The following is a 23,789-nucleotide window of genomic DNA, read 5'->3' as shown; positions in this document are numbered from 1 at the left end:
CAATTGCCGTGGCCATGCTGACCTGCCTGGCGCTTGCCGGCGGGCCGGCGCCGGCTGCCGCGCAGGTGGCTTCGCCCTACAGGATCAAGCGTTCGGATGTGGTCGTGCCTCCCGACGTGAAGCTCGGGCAATACCAGCGCACCATCCGTCCCTTCGAGAACTGGACGCTGATCTGCGACGAGAACCTGAAGGCCCGCAAGAAGGTGTGCAACGTCTCGCAGGTGATCGAGGACGGAGCCGGCAAGATGGCCTTCAGCTGGTCGCTTGCCGCCACCCAGGACGGCAAGCCGTACATGATCGTGCGGACCGCGCCGAACGCCAGGAGCGACGGCCCGGTGTCGTTGAAGTTCGATGGCAAACAGCCGATCGACGTGCATCTCGACGGCTGCAACGAAATGGTCTGTGTCGGCATGCTGCCGGTGGGGCCGCTGATGCGCCAGCAGATAGCGCAGAAGGCAACGCCGGCGATCTCCTATTCAACCGTCGACGGCCAGACCATCACCGTGACCGCAACGCTCAAAGGGCTGTCGGAAGCCCTTGCGCCAATCAAGTAACGAGGCATCGCCATGAGCCAGCAACAGGATCCGTTCATATCCGCGACACGCGGCAGCCCGAATGTCGAGGCGGATCGGCGAAGGGTGATCGAGCCCGTGCGCGCGCCGCGGCGGTGGCCGCGCGTCATCGGATTTGCGCTCTTGGGGCTGGCCATGATGGGCATCGGATTCGCCGCCGCGAACTATGCCGCGATCGCCGGTCTCGTCGGCACGCCGACGGCCGCGCAGGCAGGGACCCAGCCGCCCGCGCTGCCGGACTCGCCTTTCCTGCAGCACGTCAAGCAGGCCGGTGTGCAGGCCTGTTCGACCGTCTTTCCCGTGCTCGGACAGCTTTTGACGACCGGCACGAAATACAGCGTCAAGTCACTGTGGAACGATCAGGCCGCCGACAAGCATGCCGTGCAGGCATTTGTCGGCATGGACTACGCGACGGAGCGCTATAGCGGTCCGGCCGCCGGCGTTGTTTTCGCATCACCCACCGCCACCGGCTGCGAGGGGGCGATGGTGCGGGTGGCGCCGTTCGCCAGCCCGTGCGCGGACGTCCTGTCCATGCTGCCGCAGGGCAGCAAGATCACCGACCATCTCGGGCAGGTCGAGGTGTACGAACTCGGCGGCAACACGGGTGAAGCCCTGCTGCTGCCGACCGGCAACAGCTGCGTGGTGATTTCCATCGCGTCGGCGGCCAAGTGAGAGCACGAAACGGATGGGCGAGCGGAAAGGATTGCTGAGATGAGACAGGGACCTTTGGCCGCTTTCTGCATGGCCTTGCTCTGGACCGGGCAGGTCGTCTCGGCCGATCTGTCGGTTGCACCGTTGGAGCCGCCGCAAGAGGAAAAAGGCATCTGGGCGGCGATCGCCTATTCCAGCACCGACGTCCGCCACGGCTTCTTCTGGGGCGCCGACAAAAGACAGGAGGCCATGGATATCGCGCTCAAGCATTGCGAGGACGCGGGCGGAAAGGCTTGCAACGTCGTTGCCGTGTTCCGCAACCACCGCCATTGGGATGATGACGACCAGACCGGCTTTCCCTACAAACATTGCGGCGCGCTGGCCGTGGCCGAGAAGCAAGCCAACCGGTTCACGCCCTGGGGCGTCAATTCCGCCGAGACCCGCCGGGAAGCGGAAGACCTCGCCTTGCGCGCCTGCGAGGCAGGGGGAGCCCAATGCAAGATCCGCGAGTGGGTCTGTACGTGACGCCGGTTGACGGTGTCCCTTCGACGAAAGAGAAAGTCGCAATCCTTGGTTCATAGACATGTTTTCCCGAAGGCGGCCGCCATCAGCGCGGTTGCCTTCGCTGCTTTGGTGCCGGCTGCTCTGGCGCAGCAACAGCAACAGCAGGGTTCGCTTCCAAACGGCGCGTCGTCGCTGCAGGAAACCTATCAGGACTGGCAGCTGGCCTGCAGCATGCAGGACAATGCCCGGGTCTGCACGGTCACACAGGACCAGACGCAGAAAAACGGCCAGAGGCTTCTGGCCGTGGAGTTGCGCGTGGGGCAGAAGGGTGGGTTGATTGGAACGTTGCTGCTGCCCTTCGGCATCTTGTTCGATCCGGGCGTGACGCCTCAGATCGACGATCAGCCGCCGATGGCGCAGCAGCGATTGAGGACCTGCCTGCCAACGGGCTGCATCGTGGTGTTTCCCATTGATCGGCCGACGCTTGGAAAGATGAAGGTAGGCTCGGTGCTGAAGCTCAATGTCACCACCGCCGCCGAGACCCCGCTGACATTTCCGGTGTCGCTCAACGGCCTGTCGGCAGCGCTCGACCGCATGGTTGCGTTAAGCGCACGTTGAGGAGAAGCCTGCCTGCCCCCGATGTCAGTCGCCGACCGCTCCTGACCTGCGAGGCGGCCTTCGATGGCGGACCAGAGCCGCTCGCTGGCCCTCCGCATAGGCGCGGGCACAAGATTCGAGTTCAAAAACCAGGATGTAACTTTTCCCGCCGCGTACAAGGCGGACAAACCATTCGCCCATGTTTCCGGTAACTTCGACGGAGTGGGGACCGAGATCGATGGCATTTTCAGAAGTCAAAGCGTCCTGCCAGGGTTGGGCGAAACCTTGACGCACCCCCAGGCGTCGGTTTGCGATGCAAATTGCGCGAAAGCCGGTTCGTCATTTACTTCATCGGGTAGTTGCCACGTCCATTCTGTGCCGCAGTCCGGGACGCTGTGTCGTCGGGTCCGGCGCCTGCTGATACCTGGCGAAGAGTTTGAGTTTGTCGGGATAGGTGATCCGGATCCGGCGTCGACAACCCTCGCACTCATACCACGAAACACTCTGAAACCAGCTACCGTGCTTTACGAATGCGAAACCGCATTCGGGACATTCGAACGTCATTTTGCAAGTCAGCAATGCTGCGGAGAGCGGCATCCAAGTTCTCACACCATGTTGAAGTTTTTGTGGATCCGGTCCGCCGCCTCGCCGGGCGGCGGGCCAAATGCTGCGATCGCCCCTACTGGATGATCTTGACGACCTTGCGGGTGCTCGGATCGACGACAACCGTTCGGTTGTCGATCACGGTGTAGCGATATTTGACATTGGGAACTTCGTGGAGTTCGACGGTATCGGGCAAAGCCGTGCCGACGTTGAGTTCCACACCAGGAACCTTCACTGAAGCCAGCGGCTGCTTCTTCACATATTCCTTGATGACTGTTTCCTGCTCGGGCTGGATGACGACGTCCTCCGCCGCGGCTGCGCCAATACCTGCTAGCAACAGGGCCGCAGCGGCGGCGGCAAGATGCATTCTCATGAGTTCCTCCTTCGCAAAATAAGCGCGGTACGACTGCCGTTGCCGCGCCCGGACCGAACTTGGCCCGGGGACAAACGTTCCCGAGTTAGGGCTTCGGTCGGGCGGACATCGGACTTAGGTCCAATCGCGAAACGCAAAAGTCCTGCCAAACCCCTTAGCGGGAACAGCCACCTTTTGCGGTCGTTGTTCGCTGCAAGTTTGTGGGAGGAAGTTGATGGATAGGAGTGTCGGACAAGCGCGCTGGTTGCTCGCACCAATATTCGCCGTGGCCATCACCTTCATGGTGGTTGGTATTGCCCTCAGTTGACCCTTCAGGAGAAGCGACCACGAAGGTTTTGCAGATTGGCGCAGCTAACGTCCCTTCCTGCGCCGATAGGGTTCGCACGCCGCTCCCATGCGGCGAGCGAACCCTCAATTCCCGGCATACACACCGAGATGTGAGGTTTTGGCCTGATGTTCAGAGACAAGGAAACCCGTCTTCTGGAGGCAGCACTGTTCATGGCGGTGCCGTTATCGATCCTGGTGGCCGTGTTGCTCGTCAGCCTTACGACAGGCTGAAAATGGATGGGCGCTCACCTCACACGAGCGAGCGGAGATGCTCTTTCCGGGTTAACGCATGTCGCCCAAAAGTGACCTCGGTTTTGGGAGAACGACATGCGTAAAAACAAAGACCTGAAGCGCGTCGCATGAATCCGTTTCGACGCGACGCGCTTTAGTCGAGCTTCTTGATGCGCCCCTTGTCGAGACGGAACACGCCATCCGTGCCGCCTTGCAGCTCGAAATCGGTTTGCAACTCATCCCATGTGCCGAGATATTTGCCGCAATCAGCGCAAGTGATCGGCGTCAGCGGCTGGGCATCGCTGGGAATCCGCAACCGGATAGTGCCGCAAAAGGGGCACTCCAAAAGGTGGTTCAGATATTCGCTGGCCATGGCTGCCTTCAGAACGCCCCGAAGAGACTATCGGGCGAGCGAGAAAAGACAAGGGCGTCGGTGGTGCCCATCGTGGGCGAGCGCCCTGGCAATCAACAAGCCATTCATGCCCTTGTCGGCGATGTATTTTCAGGCGCTTTGGCACCTTTGGATCACGGGCACGGCAGCGGCAACTGGCTGCGCCGGCGCGCGGAGTCATTGAGATCGACTAAAGGTCATCCACTCCCCAAAGCATCCCTTTGCATGCGCTTCCGGCGCTTTTCGATCGCATAGGAAGTCCAGCGGCAGCACATGCCAGCTATCGAGGTTGCGGCACCACAAAACAGGCATGCGGCAAGCATCGGATCTTGCGAGGCACCTTTCCAACTGACCACCGCCAGCAATATGACGCTTATGGTTGAAATCACGTAGCCGGCGCCTTTCAGCGCATGCGGCGAAACCTTAGCCATCAAACTCTCCCTTTCGCTGCAATGTTGAACATCCGCTTTCAAAGCTGGTTCCATTTGTCGGCTGGCAGAACGGGAACCTTTTGCTTCGTCGCGCGTGCTATTGCGATGGCGCTCTCGGATGTATGGCTATGACAAATTTCTTGAAACTACCGACGAAGACCCGGAACCTGTTTCGCGTCGTGATCGAAACGCCAAGGGGAGCAGCGGCAAAGCTCGCTTACGAGCCGAAGACGGGTGTCTTCCAATATTCAAGGCCGCTGCCGGTCGGCAACACATACCCGTATGATTGGGGCTTCGTACCCTCCACCCTCGGCGATGACGGTGATCCGCTTGACGGCATGGTGATCCACCAGGCGGCCACGGCCCCAGGCGTGGTCATCCGATGCGACCTGCTCGGTGCGCTGCGGGTGAGGCAGAAGGATCCGCACGGGACCGTGTTCAGGAACGATCGCTATATTTTCTGCCCGCGCAAGGAGGACGCCCTCGACGAGCCCATCGCCGTCGACCATGTGCCGCAGGATTTGCGCGAGGAGATAGAGCAGTTCTTCTTGTTCTCCGTGGTGGGCACGGGCAAGACAATCAAGCTGAAAGGCTGGCAGGACGCCGGCGAGGCGATCAAGTCACTCATCAAGGGTGCCAAGGCCTTTCAGCGAAAACAAAGGATATTGAAGTGATCCCTGGGTCTATGACGAGTTGGTCATTGCGAGGTGTTTTTGCCGGCTCGGATACGGCACGATTCAAACGTTCAGTTCCTTGATCGTCCGTCTCATTGCAATGGCAGGGCTTGACGTGGGATAATCCGAAAGTCAGCTGCCGAATAGCCGCCGATGGGGTGCGAATATGTCCACCGATCCGGGTAAAGTCCCTCGCAATTTCAGGCTGGTGGATGTTGAATCGGGTGCCGACTACACAGATGAAGGCATCGCGATAATTCTCGTTGGCAATCGAGGAGAGCGCCTGTGCCTTCATATAAATGTAGTAACGGGGGAGTTGCTTTGCGAGCGAATAGCTGACGCTCTTGAAGTCAGATACAGTACCTGACGTTACAAAGAACGATTTACGAGGCTCTTGCCCCTGTTGTGGCGCGAGGATCTAACATTGCGATCTTGCCGTCGGCGGGTTGCGGCGCTTACTGTGGTGCGCCGGAGTGGCTGGGCTTCGACCCAGCGGACGGCATCATGCAATCCCGAACAAATAGACCTGGAATCGCCATTGAGGCCGCCTGCGCCGAACGTACCTCAGCGATCAGCGGCGCAATCGATCAAATCGACCGTTGTCGCCTGGCGGTTCGAAAGAACCAGGCCCAGCCAGGAGCACGGCCCCGCGACGCCAAACGCGCGCCCGCGGCGGCGGCACTTGGTCTTATCGTCCGGATATCCAGCGGCAGACGGAAATCGAGAAGGCGACAGCGCTGAAGAGGATCGCGAGGCAAGGCCTGGCAGGAGTGAGTTGCATCAGACGCAGCGATCTGTTGAGATGCTGGCCAACCTTTCCATTCCACGACCCCCAATCCAACGGATCTTCCCGAAGCGTCGATACGCGGGGTCTGATAGCGAGGAGGGCTGTGCGATGTCGCAAGAATTTCTCGATCACCGGCTGGAGTGCCCTTATTGCCTTACCATCCGGCTGAGAATACCGCATGATGCGCGACCCGAGACCCGGATCCTGTGTGCCGACTGTGGGGAGCACCTTGGCACCTGGGATGAATTGCAGACCGATTTTGAGAAACAAGGCGGCAATGCCGGAGTATTCCGCCTCGAGAAGGGCCGCATCAAGCGCCTCGATTAGGCACCGGCACGCAGGATTCCGCTGGAGATTGAAATTGGCGATTCCGCGAACGATGAGGTTGATCAAGGGCCGAGGATTATCGCTTAGGCTCCCGAATCTTCTCGGCTTTGCTAGCTCGGGCGATGAGAGCCAACGCCTCATCGGTGGTGATCCCACACCTTCGAGCAAAATATGTGGCTTCGACGATGAGTTCGGGCGAAGGCAGGGAAAGAATCCTGATTCGCTTTGGCTTGCGCTTTGCCATCTGCGCTTCCTCGCACTCTTCTCCTCAAATCCGCTTGGGCGGGTTAGTCTTCTGGGGATCTAACAACCTCCAGGTCGAACAGACGCGCAACGGCGTCGCTCGGCGCGCGCCAGGACTAGTCCCCTCCTGGCCCGTGTCCTGCCGGGGACGCGTGATCGGCATCAGCGCTTGGATGGCGCGCATTGGCAGTGCGATGGAGAGGAAGCGCGCCTTTCCTCTGGAAAGAACACAGGCCTTGGCCGCTCTTTCAACCGTGATGGTGTGAAAAGCGTTGGTCATCAAGAATACCCCGCACCCAAACCAATACGATTAAAGGCCAACGGTCGGCAGTCTTCAAGCGTATGTCCGGCTTCGGACAATCGGCGGATGGTTCGAGGCCAGACGAGGGACGTCATGCCGACTGCCAGTCGAGCCCGCCGGTCGCCGAGAGATTGCAGAAATCGCGTTTCAATCCATGGCGAATGTCCTGGCCAAGCTTTCGCCGCCAAGTTCTAGCTTGAACACATCACTTCGCTGGCGCGGCATATTTGAATAGCAGCGGTGCCCCGAAGCAGGCGAGGCGGCCGCGTGAGAGCGACCGCCCCAATTATCAGGCGTGGTTGCGCCTTTCGTTGTTGACGAGTGGCGGCACCCACTCGTCGGCCACCAGGCCTTTTTTCTCGGCAAACGCCACGAAAACGCCTCGCGCCGTCTCCGCATCAATATCACCGGTTAATGCCGCCTTGCAGGCTCGAATTGCAGCTCTCTGTTCAGGGCTGTTGCCGCAATAGTCCATGGCGAACTGGTAGGCATCGACAACGGTGTTGAGTTGACGAGGAAAGCCGAGACCAACCCATACACGGATTGGCTTTGTGAAAGGCTTCGAAAGCATCGTAACCTCCCATCAGCACTGCTAAGCCGCCACGCCGCCTTGGCTGGCCTTGCCCGTCATCCACGCCAGCGGCGCGCTGACCTCTTCGATAATTTTGGCCGACTTGGCAAAACCCGCGAAAGCGTTGCGCGCGGCAGACAGCGGATAGTCCCGATCAAAGGCTCGCTGGCAGGCGCGAAGCGCCGTGTCGTAAATCGGGCCGCGTCTATTCTTCGGCCACTCGTACATAAACTCCAGGGCGTCTTCGAGGCACGCAATCTCCTGGATGATGTTTTCCCCGCCCTTCACGAATACGGGGCTATCGAACATCCGATCGTTCATCAGATCCTCCAAGTTGAACGAATTTTGAGTTTCGGGGTGGTGCAGGCCGGCTGGCTCCGCACCCGGAAAACGATATGTGTTCGGGCCTTTCAGGTGTCAAGACAGACGGACATTTGGCAGGACTGCCGAACGGCCGGGACACGCTGACCTCCCGGACGCCCCGGTGCGCAGCTGTCGTTGCCGCTCGGCTGGTTGCGCAGGTATCGATTTATTCGATTGACCCGAAGCACGCTTCTTCGCAAGCACGGCGCGGAGGCGGGGCTCAGGCGCTAAAAAAGAAGATTGAAATGAGCGCTGGTTCTGATGAATGAAAGTTCCAGCTGTCCTTCAGCAGCGTGCCTCGCTGGACTGCTTGGATGCGAAACATTTGTTCAAGGTTTCTGCCGACCTCGAGAGGCTTCCTGGATTTGGGTCATTACCTTTCGCGGATCGACGTTCTCGGCCAGTTGCGGCAGCTCCTCGTCGGCCGGCGTCGCGACGTTCAAGCGCGCCGTCAAAGCAGCCACCATTTCAATCAGCCGCGTGGTTTCATGTTCGTTTAGAAGGCTGATCTGCAGGTCCAGTTCGGCTCGGCGTTCGCTCTGTTCAGTCATCCTGTTCTGATTGATCAGCACAAAAGTGGACAGGAAAATCGCCTCGACTGACGCGACCATGGCCAGGATCACGAAAGTCGGGTCCCAAGCCGGGATGCCTGGGATTGCTCCCACGTTCGCGAGGATCCAGCCAACCAGCGCCGCAAGATGCAAATACACAAAGGTCATGCTTCCCGCGAAACGCGAAATGGCGCCAGCAATCCGCATCTGGATTCCGCGATGCTCCTCCTGTTGCTGCCTGTGGTCGACCAAGGCCTGTATGTTGTGGTGAAGGATCGGCTGCATGTCGGCAAAGTGTCGAGCGGTCATGGTGCCACCCCCGGCGACGTTGTCGCCCCCCGCTTGATACGTCTGGCGCCAGCTTAGGTTCCATCGACGGTTCCGTCGGTTCCCCAGGTTCGGACCATCTGGACGGCACCGCGCCCGATGCCGCCGGCCCGGGCCCGATCTCGTCGCCTGCTCAAGCCTTGCAGGAGGGACCTGGTAGCGACCTGGAATGCATTTGCGCAACCCTGTCGACCATGGCGAGGACTGACCGCGGCGCACTTTGATGAACCATGTGGCCGGCGCCCGGAACGATATCGAGGAGAGAGCCGCCGATCTCCGCGTGCAGTTGTCGCGCATTTCGTTCCGCATCGAACAGCCGGTCAGCCGCGCCCGCCACGATCCCGGTGGGAACGGCAATGTCCTCATAGCTGGCTTTTGTAAACAGGGCCGCGGCCAACATGAAAGCCGTCTCCGAACAGACTGCGCGTAGCTGTGAAGGGCGGCTGGCGACTTCTTTGGCGAGTGCGGCAAACTCGCTGGCGACCATCGCCGGGAGGAAGATCTCCTTCATCGCCCAAGGCCAGGCCGATCTCACAAGCAATGGCAGCAGCGTGTGCCGAAACGCGGTGCCGACCAACGGCAGGGCCGGGAGTGCGGCCAGTGCAAGATCCAGCCGTGGCTGCGGGTAGTAGTAGCCGGACACCAGAATGATGCCGGCGACCGATGCGGAATGCCTGCGCGCCAGTTCGATTGCGATCCATGCTCCCCAGGAATGCCCGAGCACCAGATATTCCTCGATGCCAAGCTTGGCGGCGGCGGCATGTATGAGGTCGGCCTGATCGCAAGCCGACCAGCGCCGGCCCCGCGAGCGTGAGCTTCTGCCAAACCCCGGACGATCGAATGCCAGCACCCGGTAGGTCTTTGCCGCCTTCTCGAAGATGCCGCTCGACGTGAAATCCTCCGCTATCGACCCGTTGCCATGCAGCAGAAGCAACGGCACGCCGGTGCCGGCTTCCAAAAAATGCAGGCGTGCACCATCGATCTCCATCACATGTCCGTGGGCTCGGCTGGTAAGCGCCCGATTGGCGCGGGCATGATTATATCCAGCCAGCGCCGCGAACGCCGCGGCCACCAGCACTGGCGCGAGTTTCGGTCGATCTCTGCCCAAAAGCATCCCTGTGACTGAACCCGTCTTGCGAGCAACCCTCATGGTAAACATTCGACTATGCGCCTGGTCTGAGCCTTGGCTCGCCCCGCCAGCCGACGGCAATGCTGCACAGCCGGCTCGAGCGTGGATGCGTGCCCAGGATCGATGTGACGAGCGGAAGAGCTCGCGAAGCTCTTTATTTCGACGCCTGACCGGAGACAGGAACCAACCTTACCGGCACCGATTTGGCCGCGGGCACATGCGCCTTCTCCGCCCGATGCCACAGGGGAATCAGAGGATTGAGCTCCGGGTAGTAGCCTGCGCAATTACCAGGAGGGATCGCGTAAGGCGTGACCCTCAGGCCCCGGACACGTCGCTCGACCCCGTCCTCGGCTGCCGATTGCAGATCGATCTCGTCCCCGTCCGAGACCCCAAGCCGTTGCATATCGCGTTTGTTCATCAGCAGAACCATGCGGGTTCCATTGATGCCGCGCAATCGGTCGCGATAGCCGTAAATCGTGGTGTTGAACTGATCGTTTGAACGGATCGTAATGAGCGTCAGCACATCAGACTGAGAGACGTCGATGTCCGGATCGGTCTCCAACATGCTCGGCGCCTTGAAGTTGGCTTTCTTGTTGGGCGTCTGCCATACCCGCTTCGACGCCTTGATGTCGCGGTGGAACCCTCCCGGCGCCAGAAAACGTTTGTTGAAGTCCTTGAAGTGGTCCGGATAGCAACGCTCGATCTCATTCCTGATAAGGCTGTAGTCGCCGACCCATTCGTCCCACGGGACAGCGCTTTTGCCGCCCACCGTGGCCTTGGCGAGTTCGGCGACGATCCTTGGCTCGGAAAGCAGATTGGGACCCGCCGGCGGCCGGTAGCCGAACGAACCGTGAATGCAGGCCGTCGAGTCCTCCATCGAGACATGTTGCTCGCCGCCCGCCTGGCTGTCCCTCTCGATCCGTGACAAGCACGGAAGCAGATAGGTGACCGCTCCGGGGATGAGATGACTGCGGTTGAGCTTGGTGGCGATCTGTACGTGCAGTCGCAGACGCCGCCACGCCTCCTCGATGAGACCAGTCTCCGGAACCGCGCGCACGAAATTGCCGCCGAGGCCGATGAAGGCCTTTACGGATCCGTCGATGACGCCTTCGCAGGTCTCCACCGTATCGCGGCCCTTTTCTCGGGGTGGCTCGAATTGGTAGAATTCGGCGAACTTGTCGAGCGGCACCAGCTCGGGCTTTTCGGAAATGCCCACCGTGCGCTGGCCTTGCACATTGGAATGACCACGCAGCGGCGAAACGCCGGCGCCCGGTTTGCCGACATTGCCGCGCATCAGCAACAGGTTGCACAGCATGTGGACGTTTTCGGTGCCGTGCCGATGCTGCGTCAGGCCCATGCCGTAATTGCCGATCACCGCGGAAGCCTCGCTGTAGATCTTTGCGACACGTTCCAGATCCGCGCGCGCGATGCCCGAACGTGCAACGATCTTGTCCCATGGCGTGCGCCGCAGATAGGCTTCGAATTCTTCGAAGCCGGACGTGTGTTCCGCGATGAAGCCCGTATCGAGAACGCGCTGGCCGCCGTTTTGCACGGCAGCATCATCGAGCGCGAGAAGGGATTTCGCAATTCCGGTCATGGCCGCGATATCGCCACCGCCGCGCACCTGGAAGAACTCGCTCGACATCTTGGTGCCCGGACCGGGCGACAGCATTTCGATGGGGCTTTGCGGGTTCTTGAATCGCTCGAGACCGCGCTCGGGGAGGGGATTGAAGGTGATCACGGGAATGCCGCGCTGACGCGCCTCTTCGATCGGATGCAGCAGTCGCGGCGCCGTGACCCCCGTGTTGTGCCCGAAGAAGAACATGAGGTCACATTGTGCGAAGTCTTCCAGCTGCACGGTGCCGACGGGTGAGCCGATGGACTCGGGCAAGCCCACGGATGTCGATTCGTGACACATGTTCGACGAATCCGGCAGGTTGCTCGAACCATAGATGCGGGCGAAGAGCTGATACATGAAGGACGCTTCGAGAGACGCCCGCCCGGAGGTGTAGAAGACGACGGATTGCGGATCGAGCTTTCTCAGTTCCTTGCCGATCTCATGAAAAGCCGCGTCCCATGACACAGGTTCGTATTTGTCGGTAGCCTGGTTGTAGCGCATGGGCTCAAGCAGCCGGCCTTGCTTTTCGAGGTCATGATCGGGCCAGTCGAGCAGCTCATTCAGCCGGTGGACGGCGAAGAATTCCGGCCCGCAGCGACGTTTGGTCTGGTCCCAGAGCGTGGCCTTGGCGCCGTTCTCGCAGAACTCGAAAGGCCGTGGCTCCGCTGGCTTGGCCCAGGAGCAGGACACACACATGTAACCGTCGGACTTGTTCTGCCGCATCAGCGTGCTCCAGATGCCCGACACGAGAAGACCTTCGCCGCGTGCCTTGCGTATGAGCGACTTCAGCGATCCCCAACCGCCGGTTGGGTGATTATATCGTTTGATTTTGACGTGGTCGGTGACGGAGGGTTTCATGTGGGTGCTCGGCTGTTTGATGACGAACATCAACCTGCCTTTGACGGCTAGGTTCCCGCGTCAGGACCTCCGTTGCCGCGCCAACAGTTCACGGATTGGTGAAGTCCTCAGGAAGCCAAGCCGGCATCCCTCCACGTTGCGCCCCGTTCGGGAGGATGCCTGCAGTCAATTCCTTGCCACCGCGGCGTGATGAAGCACGTTTGTGAGAAACGGGGCGTCCTGCCCAAACCACGCGACCGGAACTTATTTTCGGGCCCGTCGTTGCAGCTGGCATCACCGAGCAGTGTTTCCTCAGGCTGATTGACGATGTCTTCTATCCGCTATCTCCAGATGGCCTCCGAAGTCCTGTCGAAGTGGATGCGTTTCGAGAGACCCCGTCACGCGGGTAGTGATCGAGAGTGACACATCACCATCGCGGAGCGGCGGTGCCGGACATGGACAAACTGCGCTGCGCAGGGGGGATAGGGGCGTTGGCAGTCCTGCTTTCAGGGTGCAGCCAGTGGCAGTCGGCATTGCATCCTCAAGGCGGCGGCGCGCGAGCCATCCTCGGGCTGATCTGGCTTTTCACGGCCGTCTCCGTGGTGGTGTGGGTCCTTGTCGTGATGGCTCTGGCGATGGCTGTCCTTCACCGTCGGCGGGGTCAACAGGCAGGCGAGCCGCTTGTGATGGATCGGAGACGTGAGCAGAACTTTTTTCGCGTCGTCGTCACAGCCGTTGCAGTGACTGTCGCTGTCCTCGTCGGACTGACTTTCGCCAGCTTCCTGACTGGAAAATCCAACGCCGCGCTCAACGGAGAGGCGTTCACCATCCATCTCACCGGTCATCAATGGTGGTGGGAGGCGCGCTACCAGCTTGACGGTCAATCCGACATTGTCACCGCCAACGAAATCCATCTGCCTGTGGACCTGCCGATCCGGGTCGAACTCGACTCCGCCGATGTCATCCACAGCTTCTGGGTCCCAAGCCTCGCTGGAAAACGCGATCTTATCCCGGGTCGGCCGAGCGCGATCACGCTGCTGGTGGAAAAGGCGGGGACTTACCGTGGCCAATGCGCGGAATTCTGCGGCTATCAGCATGCGCACATGGCAATGACGGTCGTGGCCGAAAGCCGCTCTGCCTTCGATACCTGGGTCGCACGGCAGCGGCTCGACGCCCTGCCGCCGAAGGTGGACGAAGCCCGCCGCGGGCAAGCAGCTTTCCTCGGAACCGGATGTGCGCTCTGTCATACGATCCGCGGCACTCCGGCGGCTGGCGCCGTCGGGCCGGATTTGACGCATCTTGCAAGCCGCGGCTCTCTTGCCGCCGACACCTTACCGCTGACCCGAGGCGCCCTCGCGGCGTGGATCGCCGACCCGCAGTCGATCAAGCCCGGCGCCAGAATGCCGAGCATCGCTCTCAGTGCCGACGACCTCAATGCGGTGGTCGCCTATCTGGAGGGCCTGCAATGAGCGCATCCGAGGTCGAGCTCGACGGAGAGAAGCTCAAGGGGATACGCGATACCGGCCTCGACGATGCCACGCTTCATGGATATCTGTCCAAGACCTGGAAAACACCAGATGGCCTTTATGGTTGGCTGGCGACCGTAGACCACAAGCGCATCGCCCACCGCTACGTCGTCACGGCCTTCCTCTTCCTCGTGCTGGCCGGGATTTCCGCGCTCGTGATGCGCTTTCAGCTTGCTTCGCCCGAAGCGGGCCGCGTCGGCCCGGATCTCTACAATCAGCTTTTCACCATGCACGGCACGACGATGATGTTTCTCTTCGCCGTGCCGATGATGGAAGGTTTTGCCATCTACCTGGTACCGTTGATGATCGGCTCGCGCAACGTCGCGTTTCCGCGCCTCAATGCCTTCAGCTATTGGGTCTATGTGTCGGGCGGATTGATGATCTGGGTGGCGTTTGCCTTCAACACCGGTGCCGATGCCGGGTGGTTTTCCTACGTACCGTTGGCGGGTCCCGAATACGGCACCGGCAAGCGCCCGGATTTCTGGGCGCAGATGGTCACCTACACAGAGGTTTCGGCGCTTGCCGTCGCCGTGGAGATCATCGCCACCGTCTTCAAGCAAAGAGCACCGGGCATGACGCTGGACCGCATGCCGATCTATGTCTGGTCGGCTTTGGTGATGGCATTCATCATTCTCTTTGCTATGCCGGCGGTGATGGTGTCGAGCACGATGCTCATTCTCGACCGGCTCGTCGGGACGCAGTTCTTCAACCCGGCAAGCGGAGGTGATGTGCTTCTTTGGCAGCACCTCTTCTGGTTCTTCGGCCATCCGGAAGTCTACATCATCTTTATCCCGGCGACGGGTTTCGTTTCGGCTATCCTGCCTGCCTTCGTCCGCAGGCCGGTATTCGGCTACCTGGGCATCGTGCTGTCGCTCATAGGCATCGGGCTGCTGTCTTTCGGCCTGTGGGTACACCACATGTTCGCCACCGGCCTGCCGCAGCTTGGCGAAAGCTTCTTCACCGCTTCGTCCATGATGATCGCCATCCCGAGCGGGATCCAGATCTTCTGCTGGATCGCCACGATTTGGGGCGGACGACCGGCCCTGGCAGTGCCGTTCCTGTTCGTGCTCGGCTTTATCGTGACCTTCGTCATCGGCGGCTTGACCGGCGTCATGGTCGCGTCGGTACCGCTCGATCTGCAGGTGCATGACACCTACTTCGTCGTCGCCCATTTACATTATGTGCTGATGGGCGGCGCGGTCTTTCCGCTGCTCGGCGCGGTCTACTACTGGTTTCCCAAGATCACCGGGCGCATGCTTGGCGAACAGCTTGGGAAATGGAACTTCTGGCTGGTCTTCATCGGCTTCAATGCCACTTTCTTTCCCATGCACATTCTTGGCCTGCAAGGAATGCCGCGACGGGTCTACACCTATCCGCTCGAAAGCGGCTGGGGAGGCACGAACCTCTTCGTCAGCCTGTGCAGCCTCGCCTTGGCTGCCGGGTTCGGAGTTCTCTTCCTCAATGTCGTCCTTAGCCTCAGGCGCGGACGCCTTGCCGGGGACAACCCCTGGGGCGCGAGCACGCTGGAATGGGCAACCACCTCGCCGCCGCCGTCGTACAATTTCCCGCGCATTCCGGTGGTCGATCATCGCGAGCCGCTCTGGAAGAATGCCGAGGTGCTTCCTGTCGCGGAGGGGCTGCGCATCGACGCACGCGAGGTGATGGTCGGCACCGTCGCCGATGCGGTGCCGCAAATCCGCCAGCCCTCGGCCGACAATTCCATCTGGCCGTTTCTCGCCGCGATTGCAGTCGGCGTGGCCTTTCTGGCCTCGATCTATACGCCGTGGGCCGTGGTTTGGGGCTCCTTGCCGGTGGCGGTGACCTTCATCGGCTGGTTCTGGCCCCAGGCGATTCCGGAGGACGAGGAATGAAGCACCGCGCCGTTGCCAATATCAGCCGGCTGCCGACCTATGATTTCGGCGCGAGTACTCCCATGTGGTGGGGAACGCTGGCCTTTATCGCGCTCGAGGCGACCGGTTTCGCCCTCGCGATCGGCGCCTACCTTTATTTGGCGTCGGTCAGCCCGCAGTGGCCGATCGCCGCGCCGCCGCCGGACCTGTTCCCGGGCACGGCCATACTGGTCGTTCTCATCATCAGCGTCGTTCCCAATCACATGGTCGAGCAATGGGCAAGGAGGCAGGATCTGGCGAAGGTGCGCGTCGGCATGATCGTGATGTCAGCCGTTGGTTTCTTGCCTTTGCTGCTGCGCATCTGGGAGTTCGCGGCACTGGAGATCCGCTGGGACCAGAACGCCTACGGCTCGATAATCTGGTTCATCGTCGGATTGCACACGACCCACCTGCTCACGGATGTCGGCGATACGGTCGTGCTCGCGGTGCTGATGTTCACCGATAAGGGCAACACGGGCCGACGTTTCAGCGATGTGGCCGACAATGCCTTCTACTGGGATTTCGTGGTCGCTTCGTGGGTCGTGCTCTATTTCGTAATCTACTGGTTTCCGAGGATGTGAGATGCAGGCCATCAGGCACCGGCAGCGTTTCTCGCGCCACCATATTGCGTTGCGTGGTCTGGCCGGGCTTCTGCTGTTTGCCGGTGGCCTTGTTTTTCTGTTGCGTGTGCGTCCACGCGTAGCCATTCCATCGAGCGCCTCGGACGTCGCCTCGCTGCCGCGAGACAAAATCGTGACATGGAGCGCCGCCTTCCTCGGGGGTGCCGTTTTCGTGGCCGGCGCCTATCTCGCGCAGGCATGGCGCGCGGAGTTCCTGAGCGAGGCGCAGATCAATCAGCAGACCGGCGGCGAGGCTGCCCGCGCCATCCCCGCGATGATCCGCAACGGTTGCGGCGGATGCCATGAAATTCCCGGCGTGCCCGGCGCCAGAGGGACGGTCGGCCCATCGCTGGCCGGCGTCTCCCGGCGGTTCTATATCGGCGGCACGGCGCGAACTTCCTCCGACACCATGATACGCTGGATCAGCCGTGCACGGGACGTCGACCCGAAAACGGCCATGCCCAACACCAACCTGTCGCCGCAGGAGGCACGCGACATCGCCGCCTATCTTTACGCACGGACGTGACCTGGAAGGAGCCGTCCCAGGTAGCGTCGAGCGAGCAGCCACACACAAAGCAACAGGAGCGCGGCGTAGGCGGCGACGAGCGCCTCCACGCAGATCAGCATCAGTGTTTCCGGGGTTTGCGCGCCCGCCCTCATCTGGCGCACGTCGGACGCCGCGACGTTGACCTCGGGATTGCCGAAATGGGCGAAAACATAGTTGGCAAGGCTTGCGACCTGGCCATCGTCGAGCCAATCGGCGAACGCGGCCATGGAAGGGCGGCCCGCGACGCCTCCGGCCTGGACGCCATAGAGGATCGTCATCACGACGTTTTCCGATGTCGGCGCCCCCGTCGTCGTGTTGTGGACGAGCGAGGGGAAGCCGCCGTCGGATGATCCGCGCCCATCAGGTCCATGGCAATCGGCGCAGAGCGAGGCATAGAGTCCGGCTCCGTCGGAGGTGATGTTGCCGTGCGGCACGTTTTGGCCGTCCGGCCCGGCACTAGCGGCGATGCCTTGCCGTGAGGACCGTGGCTGCCTCTCCTCGCCGGCTTGGGCCGGTACGCTGCGCAGATAGGCGACCATTGCACGGATGTCGTCGTCGGGCAGATGGCTCAGGCTGTTGGTCACCGTTTCGGCCATCGGCCCTCCGGCGTAGGACTTGCCGGGCAGAGCGCCGGTCTTGAGAAAGCGGACGAGTTCGGCGTCGCTCCAGCCGCCGATGCCGGCTGTCGGATCGGACGTGATATTGTAGGCCCGCCAGATACCCGCGGACCCGCCGGCGAGGTTCTTTTGTTTGTCCATCCCCAACGTCATGGTTCGCGGCGTGTGGCATGCGCCGCAATGCCCAAGTACCTCGACGAGGTAGGCGCCTCTGTTCCATTCGTCGTCGTGGGAAGGGTCCAGGGCGAATGGACCGCCGCGCCAGTTAGCGATCTTCCAGAACTTCACGATGGGCCGTTGGCTGAAAGGAAATGGTAGGATGTTGGCAGCGCGAGGCTGGGCGATGGGTGGCTGGGCGAAGAGATAGGCCTTGACCGCCAGAACGTCGGCGCGGCTCATCTGCGCGAAACTGTCGTAGGGCATGGCCGGATAGAGATCGGCGCCGTCCCGCCGCTTGCCTTCCCGTACCGCGCGGACGAACTCGTCATCCGTATAGCGCCCGATGCCGGTGTCGCGGTCGGGCGAGATGTTCGTGGAATAGACCTCCCCGAATGGCGTCGGCACGCGATAGCCGCCAGCCAGCGGCCGGCTGGGATCCGAGGTGTGGCAGCCGATGCAATCGGCGGCGCGCGCAAGATATTCGCCCCGATCGATCTCGGAGGCCCAAAGCGGCGGGACGCCTGCCGGCAGCAGCACCAGGAGGAAAGCGGTCCGGATGCACCAATCCCGCGGCGCAAAATGGGGTCGACCCAACTTGATATGCAGCATGGTCGAAAACCCGAACCAGATGGCTCCGGCCTAACCACGAGCGGCGAGGTATGTTCCTGAGCTTCGGCCAGCATGCAATGGCCACGACGAGACAGCGGCGCCGCGGCACCGACAGCAACGGCCTTACGACCGCCCGCAAGTGAACCGAAATCCGGTCGACCTCGTCACGGTGGCGCCCGCTGCCGTGCAGGCGGTTCGTTCTCGGCTGAGGAACAGAAGCTTCATGCCAATGGAACGGGTTGCGACGCCTCACGTTGCTGTCGCGAAGAGGAGATCACGATGAGACAAGCGGTCATGGCTGTTGTCGCGATGGTTTTGCTCGCGGCGTGCAGCAACAGCGATCCGGTGCAATCCAAGAGCGATCCCAACACCCAGCCAGTCGATCAAAACCCCAAGGTCGACAAGGACCCGACGCCTCAGACCTCCACGGGAGGGGATCAGCAGGGAACCCAGCCGGCTCAGGGGACCTTGCCGGCGAAGCCTGCTTCTCCCTGATTCACGAAGAGGTCCGATCAGCTGGCGGACCGCTCATGCTCGTCGTTGCGCCCGTCGAGCGAGCGTTTTCGCTCGATTTCCTCCGGCTCTTTCTTGTCGATTTGGGTGAGATCGTTGCGCGCGTTACCGGTCGCGCGGATCAACTCGTCCAGCTTGGCCTGCAAGGCTTGGGTATCGCGGTGCTCCGCCCGCTGGATGAGAAGCGTCATGGCCCAGGTCACGAGGGTGGCGACGCCATGCCAGTCGAGTGTTTCATGCTCGAAGACAATCCACGCGACGGTATAACCGATAAGTATCAGAAAGGCCCAGGGCTTCGCCGTCAGCGTGCCGGTTGTGGTCAGAATTTCTCGGACGGGGTGAACAGCCATCATCACGAACGTGGTCGGCGATTTTGAGTTCCAGATTGCGTGCGGAATGGAACACCGGCCCTTTGTGCAAGTTGTCCGGTCGAGGAGACCAGATATGAGCGCAACCGTAGAGTTCTTTCGAAGCTGGTTACAGGAGAATGTCGGTAACCTGCCTGCCGACACGCAGGTCAGTATAGCGGTGCTGGCGCAACAGTTCGAACAGGATGCCGATGCCGCCGGATACGGACGCGAAATCCGCGAGGAGGAAATCGGTCATATCGAAGATGCCATCCAGCGCGCGCTCGATCAGGCGAGCGATAATGATCCTGAAGAGGCAAGGATTCCCCCTGAAGAGAGCCCTCTGGCGCCGGTCATCGAAGCCTTGGAGACCTCCGAAGGGGCGGGCGCTCCGGGCTCGGCCGCAGACGAGAAGAGTGCGGGAACATAATGGTAAGCAACCGGCGACCTGAGGCCCGCAGATCGGTCTGCCATCTGCGCGTCGCAGGCGAGTTCGCAGGGCAATCTTTGGCCGGACGGAACTTTCCGCCTTAGCCCGCTTTTTAGCTTCATCAACTTGTCGAGAGGCGAAAAATGACGCCGAAACTTGACCGGCATTGCGCGCGGCCGAGGGAGGATGGCGTTCGGCAGCGAGGCAGTGGAGTTTGAAGCTTTTCAAGAATTGCGTTGAGCGGCTTTGCCGCGCCTGCCTGGTGATGACCGCAGTGGCCCTGGCTGCTTGTACGTCCTCCGACCCCGTCCAACAGCAATCCAGGACGGTCGCGTCAGCCGCGCAGACGGCAGCCCTGGTAACCGACGCCTGGATGGCAGGAGCCGCCCCTGCACGCTATACAGCGGCCACATTGCAATCGCTTGCCGAAACCGTCACCGGGGCCGATCGGCAGTTGCGGTCGGACGCCTCGCCCGAACCCGGAAGGAGAAGTGAAGTTTCGGCGGCGATGACACGGCTGTCAACGGCGGTGAAAGATGCCGAAGCCGCCGTGAAGGCCGGCAGCCGGCCGCAGGCGGACAAGGCGCGGCAGGATCTTAACGGCGCGATGGCGGATCTGACTGTCGCCGCTGCCAGATACGACCAGCCGCAGTCATGAAAAAGCTGCTCGAGATTTCGCTTGGTGTCGTTACCAGTGTTGGCGGCTTTCTGGAGATCGGCTCGATGGCGACGGCCGCTCAGGCCGGCGCACTGTTCGGATTCCAGCTGATCTGGTCGGTCGTTCTTGGCACTGTCTGCATCATCTTCCTGGTCGAGATGGCCGGCCGCTTCGCTGCAGTGAGCCGCCATACGATAGCGGACGGCATCCGCGAGCGGTTCGGCTTCAATGCCTTCCTGTGGCCGCTCCTGACCACGGTGCTGGTCAATTTCATGGTGCTGTCGGCGGAGATCGGCGGCGTTGCCATTGCCGGCGAACTTGCCACGGGCATCAGCTTCCAATGGTGGGCGCTGCCTGTCGCTTTCGTAGCGTGGCTGTTGTTGTGGAAAGGCACGTTCGGCCTGATCGAGAAGGGCGTCTCGATGCTTGGCCTTGTCACGCTCTGTTTCGTCGTCGCGGCGGTGATGCTCAAGCCGGACTGGAAACAGGTTGCTGTCGGCGCCGCGCCGAGCCTGCCCAGTCACGATACGGCAAACTACTGGTTCATGGCCGTCAGCATTCTTGGCGCCTCGATATCACCTTATCTCTTCATGTTTTACTCTTCGGGGGCGATCGAGGACCGATGGGACAAGAGCTATCTCGGCACCAATCGCGCCATTGCCGGCCTGGGTATGAGCTTTGGCGGGACAATTTCCGTCGGCGTTCTGATCGTGGCCGCGCTCGTGCTCGGCGCGCATGGCATAAGTCAGGTGGACGACTACAATCAGCTGCCGCTGATGCTCATCCCTATCTTCGGGTTCTGGGGTTTCGTGCTGTTTGTCGCTTCACTCGGCATCGCCTGCTTCGGCGCCGTGCTCGAAATTGCGCTGCAACAGGCTTACCTGATCGCGCAGGGCTTTGGCTGGACATGGGGCGAGGACAGCAAGCCGCGTGACAATCCGGGCTTCGCCAGCGTCTATTCGGTGTCGATTTTCCTTGCCGCGATCCCGATCGCGCTTGGCCTCGATCCGCTCAGGCTGACGGTCTTTTCGATGGCGATTACCGCTGCCAGCCTGCCGCTGACCGTGGTGCCTTTTCTCTTCCTGCTGAACGACAAGCATTACGTCGGCGAGCATCGCAACGGGATCATCTCGAATATCGCGGTGATCTTCATTATCACGCTGGGCTTTGTGCTTGCCGTGGTGACCATCCCCCTGCAGATATTCGGAGGCACCTGATGAAGCTGCTGCGCGATATGCTGGACAAACAGGTTGTCGATCGTGAGCAGGTCAAGATCGGCAAGCTGGACGGCTTGGTTGCCGAACTGAGGCCAGGCAAGCCGCCCAGGATCATTGCCATAGAAGTTGGATCGGTTACGCTGGCGCGCCGCCTTGGAAGGCTGCCAGGGCAATGGATGGCGCGCCTTGCGGCAAAACTCGGTGGCGAACGGCACGCCCGGCCGCATCGGATCCCCTGGAGCAAGGTGCGCGACATCGGCGTCGACATCGAATTCGACATCGACGCGCGCGAGACGGCAATCTTCGACTGGCAGGATTGGTTGCGCGATCATGTCATCGGCCGAATTCCGGGAGCCTGAGGATGGCGATCGTGAACGTCGACCATCTGGCTGGCCGGAGGGTCCTGTCCCAAAATGGCGAAAGCATAGGCCACATAGAGGAGATCGTCGCGGAATCGCAAGGCGACGACTTCGTCGTTACCGAATTCCGCATCGGCATTTTCGCCGCTTTTGAACGCCTGTCCGCTTCGTCGATAGGTACCGCCGTTCTCGATCTTTTTGGACTTCGCCGCCGCGAGGGGCTCTATCGAATTCCGTGGGACAAGTTGGATATTTCGGATCCGACGAAGCCCAAGCTCCTTTGCACGAAGGAAGAACTTGGTGGCATGAAGGCGGAGCCCGAGAGCGGGACATGAAGCTACCGCCCGGGCCGACCTAACCTGGCCGAAGCGCATCGGCGCCTGCTCTGGTTTCGCTTGAGCGAATCCAAAGGCCGGCCAGGAGAAGCGCTGCTCCGCCATAGACAAGGCCAGCCGGAATCCACATCACCAATCCCGCGAGCTGCTGGTCTTCGATAGGGCTCAGGTTCCACAACGCCGCGCCGACAGCGTTTTGCGGATACCAGAGCTTCGGCGACAAAAGCAGCAGAACGCCGAGCAGACCGGTGTGCAGCGAGGTGACGAACAGATGCATGACGGCGCTGCCATAATTCTGCTGGCGGCCTGGACGTGGCAGCAGGGTCCACCAGAAGAGCAGTCCAGTGCCGAAGAAGCTTGCGTGCTGCGCGTAGTGCAGCACGCCTTGCTGAAGTGCTATCTCGAACAGGGCCGGGATATGCCAGATCCATATCGCGATGCCGTGGATGACGGTCGCGTTGAGCGGACGGACGACGAAGGCCCAGGCCATCCGCAGCAGTTTCCCATGCCCGATCGTTCCAAGATTGCGCCGAAACCCGGCGGGCAATGCCCACAGCAAGGCCGCGGCAGGACAGGCTGCAACCAGCAGGGGCGCCGCCACGGCCATCAGCAGTTCATGTTCGATCATGTGCGCAGCAAAGAGCCGCTCGCCAAGCGCATGGATCGGACTGACCAAAGCCGCCGCCAAGACAATCCAGCCCATGGCGAACCACAGTGCCTGCCGTACCCGTAGAGGTCTGCCATGGCCGCTGCGGCGCCACAGCCGCGTCGCGCCGGTCGCATAGGCAATGGCCACCGCCGCTAGCGGCAGGGTAATCGGCAGCGCCAAGGTCCATCCCGCTGCCGGCGCGCCCGCGCCGTAGCAAATCGAACTGGAGAAGAATGCATCGAAGCTCATCGCAGGCAGCCATCGACGATGAGTGCGGCGCTGCCTTGCATGATGATGACCAGCGCAAACAACAAAGCAGTCCCCATACCGAGATCGGCAATGAAGCGTTCAGTGCTTTGCTTGCGTCCGGAGGCGCCGTCTAGCCGCCTTGCCCGCCACGATAGCGCACCTCCGACGAGCGAAAGCAGCGTAAGCGTCAGGGCCAAGGGCAGCATGACAGGCACTTGATGGGCGCATTGCCAAGGCACCAGAACGTAGTTCACTTGCGTCGAGGTAGCCCAACTCAGCGGCCCTGACAGGAGCCCGCACCAGGAAGAACCCAACAGAACCGTGCGCATCCGAACTCGGTGTCCGCTTCACCAACGTGGGAACCCGCAACGCGATCATGCTGATCCGGCTATCGCGCGAGCCGCCACTTCCAGCAATATCCCCACAGCTGCCGCGGACCTAACGACGGTGCGAAAGCAATGTTCCGACAATGAACGAATGGCCTCGCGGGGCCACGTGGACCATCCAAGCCAACCCGCCTTCGGCGGCCCAGTTGACCCGTAGCGCGACGGGTCGAAAGTTGGCGCCATGGATTCTGGAACGAGTTTACGTCGAGACAGGAACGATCCTCATTCTCCTGCATTCTTCCTAGGCTCCGTTCAACTTCTCTTGCCGAGG

General features: G+C 61.2%; 28 protein-coding genes. 15 read left to right on the top strand and 13 right to left on the bottom strand.

Translation table 11 applies throughout. The features are described 5' to 3' along the window. Positions 1 to 14 precede the first annotated feature (14 nt). From FJ930_RS04355 to FJ930_RS04340, 4 genes are all read left to right on the top strand, one after another. Positions 15 to 554 (top strand): invasion associated locus B family protein, encoded by a 540-nt coding sequence (locus FJ930_RS04355; RefSeq protein ID WP_140742245.1) that lies wholly within the window; start codon positions 15 to 17, stop codon positions 552 to 554. A gap of 12 nt (positions 555 to 566) precedes the next feature. After that, positions 567 to 1,244, top strand: a complete 678-nt coding sequence (locus FJ930_RS04350; RefSeq protein ID WP_141835198.1) for a hypothetical protein — start codon at positions 567 to 569, stop codon at positions 1,242 to 1,244. Positions 1,245 to 1,283: 39 nt separating this feature from the next. Then, positions 1,284 to 1,748 carry a DUF4189 domain-containing protein gene (locus tag FJ930_RS04345; RefSeq protein ID WP_141835195.1) on the top strand — a complete coding sequence of 155 codons (465 nt, stop codon included), beginning with the start codon at positions 1,284 to 1,286 and terminating at the stop codon, positions 1,746 to 1,748. Positions 1,749 to 1,829: 81 nt separating this feature from the next. Next, positions 1,830 to 2,345, top strand: coding sequence for an invasion associated locus B family protein (locus FJ930_RS04340; RefSeq protein ID WP_246676814.1), 516 nt, complete (start codon positions 1,830 to 1,832; stop codon positions 2,343 to 2,345). Between the two features lie 658 nt (positions 2,346 to 3,003). Here FJ930_RS04340 and FJ930_RS04325 read toward each other — a convergent pair. The 3 genes from FJ930_RS04325 to FJ930_RS04315 form a co-directional block, all read right to left on the bottom strand. Continuing rightward, complete coding sequence (locus tag FJ930_RS04325; RefSeq protein ID WP_140742183.1) at positions 3,004 to 3,300, bottom strand: DUF1236 domain-containing protein; 297 nt, start codon at positions 3,298 to 3,300, stop codon at positions 3,004 to 3,006. A 712-nt stretch (positions 3,301 to 4,012) separates the two neighbouring features. After that, positions 4,013 to 4,231: a hypothetical protein gene (locus FJ930_RS04320; protein WP_140607163.1), complete on the bottom strand. Its 219-nt coding sequence runs from the start codon at positions 4,229 to 4,231 to the stop codon at positions 4,013 to 4,015. Positions 4,232 to 4,446: 215 nt separating this feature from the next. Further along, positions 4,447 to 4,680 (bottom strand): hypothetical protein, encoded by a 234-nt coding sequence (locus FJ930_RS04315; protein WP_141835189.1) that lies wholly within the window; start codon positions 4,678 to 4,680, stop codon positions 4,447 to 4,449. A 140-nt stretch (positions 4,681 to 4,820) separates the two neighbouring features. On the opposite strand from FJ930_RS04315, the gene FJ930_RS04310 reads away from it, so the two are divergent. After that, a complete protein-coding gene (locus FJ930_RS04310) occupies positions 4,821 to 5,354 on the top strand; it encodes an inorganic diphosphatase (protein ID WP_246676803.1) in 534 nt (177 codons plus the stop codon). A gap of 688 nt (positions 5,355 to 6,042) precedes the next feature. On the opposite strand, the gene FJ930_RS29965 is transcribed toward FJ930_RS04310, so the two are convergent. From FJ930_RS29965 to FJ930_RS04275, 6 genes are all read right to left on the bottom strand, one after another. After that, positions 6,043 to 6,534 carry a hypothetical protein gene (locus tag FJ930_RS29965; protein ID WP_181763278.1) on the bottom strand — a complete coding sequence of 164 codons (492 nt, stop codon included), beginning with the start codon at positions 6,532 to 6,534 and terminating at the stop codon, positions 6,043 to 6,045. Positions 6,535 to 7,301: 767 nt separating this feature from the next. Next, entirely contained in the window at positions 7,302 to 7,583 is a 282-nt protein-coding gene (locus FJ930_RS04295; protein WP_140742195.1) for a DUF982 domain-containing protein, read from the bottom strand. Between the two features lie 21 nt (positions 7,584 to 7,604). Continuing rightward, entirely contained in the window at positions 7,605 to 7,904 is a 300-nt protein-coding gene (locus FJ930_RS04290; protein ID WP_141835180.1) for a DUF982 domain-containing protein, read from the bottom strand. A 371-nt stretch (positions 7,905 to 8,275) separates the two neighbouring features. Further along, positions 8,276 to 8,806: a DUF1003 domain-containing protein gene (locus tag FJ930_RS04285; protein ID WP_140742199.1), complete on the bottom strand. Its 531-nt coding sequence runs from the start codon at positions 8,804 to 8,806 to the stop codon at positions 8,276 to 8,278. 151 nt (positions 8,807 to 8,957) lie between these two features. Next, on the bottom strand, positions 8,958 to 9,812 hold the full coding sequence (locus tag FJ930_RS04280; protein WP_246676802.1) for an alpha/beta hydrolase: 855 nt from the start codon (positions 9,810 to 9,812) through the stop codon (positions 8,958 to 8,960). Positions 9,813 to 10,107: 295 nt separating this feature from the next. Beyond that, positions 10,108 to 12,429, bottom strand: coding sequence for an FdhF/YdeP family oxidoreductase (locus FJ930_RS04275; RefSeq protein ID WP_141835912.1), 2,322 nt, complete (start codon positions 12,427 to 12,429; stop codon positions 10,108 to 10,110). Positions 12,430 to 12,863: 434 nt separating this feature from the next. Here FJ930_RS04275 and coxB point away from each other — a divergent pair, with 434 nt between their 5' ends. The 4 genes from coxB to FJ930_RS04255 are packed head-to-tail and all read left to right on the top strand — an operon-like array spanning position 12,864 to position 16,969. Beyond that, the gene (gene coxB, locus FJ930_RS04270; RefSeq protein ID WP_141835175.1) at positions 12,864 to 13,877 is read left to right on the top strand and encodes a cytochrome c oxidase subunit II; all 1,014 of its coding nucleotides are present in this window, start codon (positions 12,864 to 12,866) and stop codon (positions 13,875 to 13,877) included. Continuing rightward, positions 13,874 to 15,805: a cytochrome c oxidase subunit I gene (gene ctaD / locus FJ930_RS04265; RefSeq protein ID WP_141835172.1), complete on the top strand. Its 1,932-nt coding sequence runs from the start codon at positions 13,874 to 13,876 to the stop codon at positions 15,803 to 15,805. The genes coxB and ctaD overlap by 4 nt, the downstream gene beginning before the upstream one ends. Then, entirely contained in the window at positions 15,802 to 16,404 is a 603-nt protein-coding gene (locus FJ930_RS04260) for a cytochrome c oxidase subunit 3 (RefSeq protein WP_141835169.1), read from the top strand. Before ctaD ends, FJ930_RS04260 begins: the two co-directional genes overlap by 4 nt. Before the next feature lies 1 nt (position 16,405). After that, positions 16,406 to 16,969 (top strand): c-type cytochrome, encoded by a 564-nt coding sequence (locus FJ930_RS04255; protein ID WP_141835166.1) that lies wholly within the window; start codon positions 16,406 to 16,408, stop codon positions 16,967 to 16,969. On the opposite strand, the gene FJ930_RS04250 is transcribed toward FJ930_RS04255, so the two are convergent. After that, positions 16,954 to 18,375 carry a cytochrome c gene (locus FJ930_RS04250; RefSeq protein ID WP_181763277.1) on the bottom strand — a complete coding sequence of 474 codons (1,422 nt, stop codon included), beginning with the start codon at positions 18,373 to 18,375 and terminating at the stop codon, positions 16,954 to 16,956. The two genes, FJ930_RS04255 and FJ930_RS04250, sit on opposite strands and share 16 nt — an antisense overlap. Positions 18,376 to 18,654: 279 nt before the next feature. Between FJ930_RS04250 and FJ930_RS04245 the strand changes: the two genes are divergently transcribed. Then, entirely contained in the window at positions 18,655 to 18,870 is a 216-nt protein-coding gene (locus FJ930_RS04245; protein WP_140690234.1) for a hypothetical protein, read from the top strand. A gap of 17 nt (positions 18,871 to 18,887) precedes the next feature. On the opposite strand, the gene FJ930_RS04240 is transcribed toward FJ930_RS04245, so the two are convergent. Beyond that, on the bottom strand, positions 18,888 to 19,241 hold the full coding sequence (locus tag FJ930_RS04240) for a low affinity iron permease family protein (RefSeq protein WP_348642712.1): 354 nt from the start codon (positions 19,239 to 19,241) through the stop codon (positions 18,888 to 18,890). Between the two features lie 91 nt (positions 19,242 to 19,332). Here FJ930_RS04240 and FJ930_RS04235 point away from each other — a divergent pair, with 91 nt between their 5' ends. The 5 genes from FJ930_RS04235 to FJ930_RS04220 all read left to right on the top strand — a co-directional run bounded on the left by FJ930_RS04235 (position 19,333) and on the right by FJ930_RS04220 (position 22,234). Continuing rightward, positions 19,333 to 19,665 carry a DUF768 domain-containing protein gene (locus FJ930_RS04235; protein ID WP_141835163.1) on the top strand — a complete coding sequence of 111 codons (333 nt, stop codon included), beginning with the start codon at positions 19,333 to 19,335 and terminating at the stop codon, positions 19,663 to 19,665. A gap of 508 nt (positions 19,666 to 20,173) precedes the next feature. Next, the gene (locus tag FJ930_RS29960; RefSeq protein WP_181763276.1) at positions 20,174 to 20,323 is read left to right on the top strand and encodes a hypothetical protein; all 150 of its coding nucleotides are present in this window, start codon (positions 20,174 to 20,176) and stop codon (positions 20,321 to 20,323) included. Further along, positions 20,320 to 21,540, top strand: a complete 1,221-nt coding sequence (locus tag FJ930_RS04230; protein WP_141835161.1) for a divalent metal cation transporter — start codon at positions 20,320 to 20,322, stop codon at positions 21,538 to 21,540. The genes FJ930_RS29960 and FJ930_RS04230 overlap by 4 nt, the downstream gene beginning before the upstream one ends. Then, the gene (locus tag FJ930_RS04225) at positions 21,540 to 21,899 is read left to right on the top strand and encodes a hypothetical protein (RefSeq protein ID WP_141835158.1); all 360 of its coding nucleotides are present in this window, start codon (positions 21,540 to 21,542) and stop codon (positions 21,897 to 21,899) included. Before FJ930_RS04230 ends, FJ930_RS04225 begins: the two co-directional genes overlap by 1 nt. A gap of 2 nt (positions 21,900 to 21,901) precedes the next feature. Continuing rightward, the gene (locus FJ930_RS04220; protein WP_140742216.1) at positions 21,902 to 22,234 is read left to right on the top strand and encodes a hypothetical protein; all 333 of its coding nucleotides are present in this window, start codon (positions 21,902 to 21,904) and stop codon (positions 22,232 to 22,234) included. A 19-nt stretch (positions 22,235 to 22,253) separates the two neighbouring features. Here FJ930_RS04220 and FJ930_RS04215 read toward each other — a convergent pair whose 3' ends face one another. Further along, on the bottom strand, positions 22,254 to 23,132 hold the full coding sequence (locus FJ930_RS04215) for a cytochrome c oxidase assembly protein (protein ID WP_141835155.1): 879 nt from the start codon (positions 23,130 to 23,132) through the stop codon (positions 22,254 to 22,256). Then, positions 23,129 to 23,461, bottom strand: coding sequence for a hypothetical protein (locus tag FJ930_RS04210; protein ID WP_141835152.1), 333 nt, complete (start codon positions 23,459 to 23,461; stop codon positions 23,129 to 23,131). The genes FJ930_RS04215 and FJ930_RS04210 overlap by 4 nt, the downstream gene beginning before the upstream one ends. Between the last annotated feature and the right edge of the window lie 328 nt (positions 23,462 to 23,789).

Source organism: Mesorhizobium sp. B2-4-15 (genome assembly GCF_006658505.1).
Classification (GTDB): domain Bacteria; phylum Pseudomonadota; class Alphaproteobacteria; order Rhizobiales; family Rhizobiaceae; genus Mesorhizobium.
Note: the sequence above shows the minus strand (reverse complement) of the source record. Positions and strands in the feature narration are given on the sequence as shown.

Bases quoted from the DNA above. Each gene is read 5' to 3' on its own strand.
- FJ930_RS04355 (WP_140742245.1), top strand. From the start codon at position 15: ATGCTGACCTGCCTGGCGCTTGCCGGCGGGCCGGCGCCGGCTGCCGCG.
- FJ930_RS04350 (WP_141835198.1), top strand. From the start codon at position 567: ATGAGCCAGCAACAGGATCCGTTCATATCCGCGACACGCGGCAGCCCG.
- FJ930_RS04345 (WP_141835195.1), top strand. From the start codon at position 1,284: ATGAGACAGGGACCTTTGGCCGCTTTCTGCATGGCCTTGCTCTGGACC.
- FJ930_RS04325 (WP_140742183.1), bottom strand. From the start codon at position 3,300: ATGAGAATGCATCTTGCCGCCGCCGCTGCGGCCCTGTTGCTAGCAGGT.
- FJ930_RS04320 (WP_140607163.1), bottom strand. From the start codon at position 4,231: ATGGCCAGCGAATATCTGAACCACCTTTTGGAGTGCCCCTTTTGCGGC.
- FJ930_RS04315 (WP_141835189.1), bottom strand. From the start codon at position 4,680: ATGGCTAAGGTTTCGCCGCATGCGCTGAAAGGCGCCGGCTACGTGATT.
- FJ930_RS04295 (WP_140742195.1), bottom strand. From the start codon at position 7,583: ATGCTTTCGAAGCCTTTCACAAAGCCAATCCGTGTATGGGTTGGTCTC.
- FJ930_RS04290 (WP_141835180.1), bottom strand. From the start codon at position 7,904: ATGAACGATCGGATGTTCGATAGCCCCGTATTCGTGAAGGGCGGGGAA.
- FJ930_RS04285 (WP_140742199.1), bottom strand. From the start codon at position 8,806: ATGACCGCTCGACACTTTGCCGACATGCAGCCGATCCTTCACCACAAC.
- FJ930_RS04280 (WP_246676802.1), bottom strand. From the start codon at position 9,812: ATGGAGATCGATGGTGCACGCCTGCATTTTTTGGAAGCCGGCACCGGC.
- FJ930_RS04275 (WP_141835912.1), bottom strand. From the start codon at position 12,429: ATGAAACCCTCCGTCACCGACCACGTCAAAATCAAACGATATAATCAC.
- coxB (WP_141835175.1), top strand. From the start codon at position 12,864: ATGGACAAACTGCGCTGCGCAGGGGGGATAGGGGCGTTGGCAGTCCTG.
- ctaD (WP_141835172.1), top strand. From the start codon at position 13,874: ATGAGCGCATCCGAGGTCGAGCTCGACGGAGAGAAGCTCAAGGGGATA.
- FJ930_RS04260 (WP_141835169.1), top strand. From the start codon at position 15,802: ATGAAGCACCGCGCCGTTGCCAATATCAGCCGGCTGCCGACCTATGAT.
- FJ930_RS04255 (WP_141835166.1), top strand. From the start codon at position 16,406: ATGCAGGCCATCAGGCACCGGCAGCGTTTCTCGCGCCACCATATTGCG.
- FJ930_RS04250 (WP_181763277.1), bottom strand. From the start codon at position 18,375: ATGCTGCATATCAAGTTGGGTCGACCCCATTTTGCGCCGCGGGATTGG.
- FJ930_RS04245 (WP_140690234.1), top strand. From the start codon at position 18,655: ATGAGACAAGCGGTCATGGCTGTTGTCGCGATGGTTTTGCTCGCGGCG.
- FJ930_RS04240 (WP_348642712.1), bottom strand. From the start codon at position 19,241: ATGATGGCTGTTCACCCCGTCCGAGAAATTCTGACCACAACCGGCACG.
- FJ930_RS04235 (WP_141835163.1), top strand. From the start codon at position 19,333: ATGAGCGCAACCGTAGAGTTCTTTCGAAGCTGGTTACAGGAGAATGTC.
- FJ930_RS29960 (WP_181763276.1), top strand. From the start codon at position 20,174: ATGACACGGCTGTCAACGGCGGTGAAAGATGCCGAAGCCGCCGTGAAG.
- FJ930_RS04230 (WP_141835161.1), top strand. From the start codon at position 20,320: ATGAAAAAGCTGCTCGAGATTTCGCTTGGTGTCGTTACCAGTGTTGGC.
- FJ930_RS04225 (WP_141835158.1), top strand. From the start codon at position 21,540: ATGAAGCTGCTGCGCGATATGCTGGACAAACAGGTTGTCGATCGTGAG.
- FJ930_RS04220 (WP_140742216.1), top strand. From the start codon at position 21,902: ATGGCGATCGTGAACGTCGACCATCTGGCTGGCCGGAGGGTCCTGTCC.
- FJ930_RS04215 (WP_141835155.1), bottom strand. From the start codon at position 23,132: ATGAGCTTCGATGCATTCTTCTCCAGTTCGATTTGCTACGGCGCGGGC.
- FJ930_RS04210 (WP_141835152.1), bottom strand. From the start codon at position 23,461: ATGCGCACGGTTCTGTTGGGTTCTTCCTGGTGCGGGCTCCTGTCAGGG.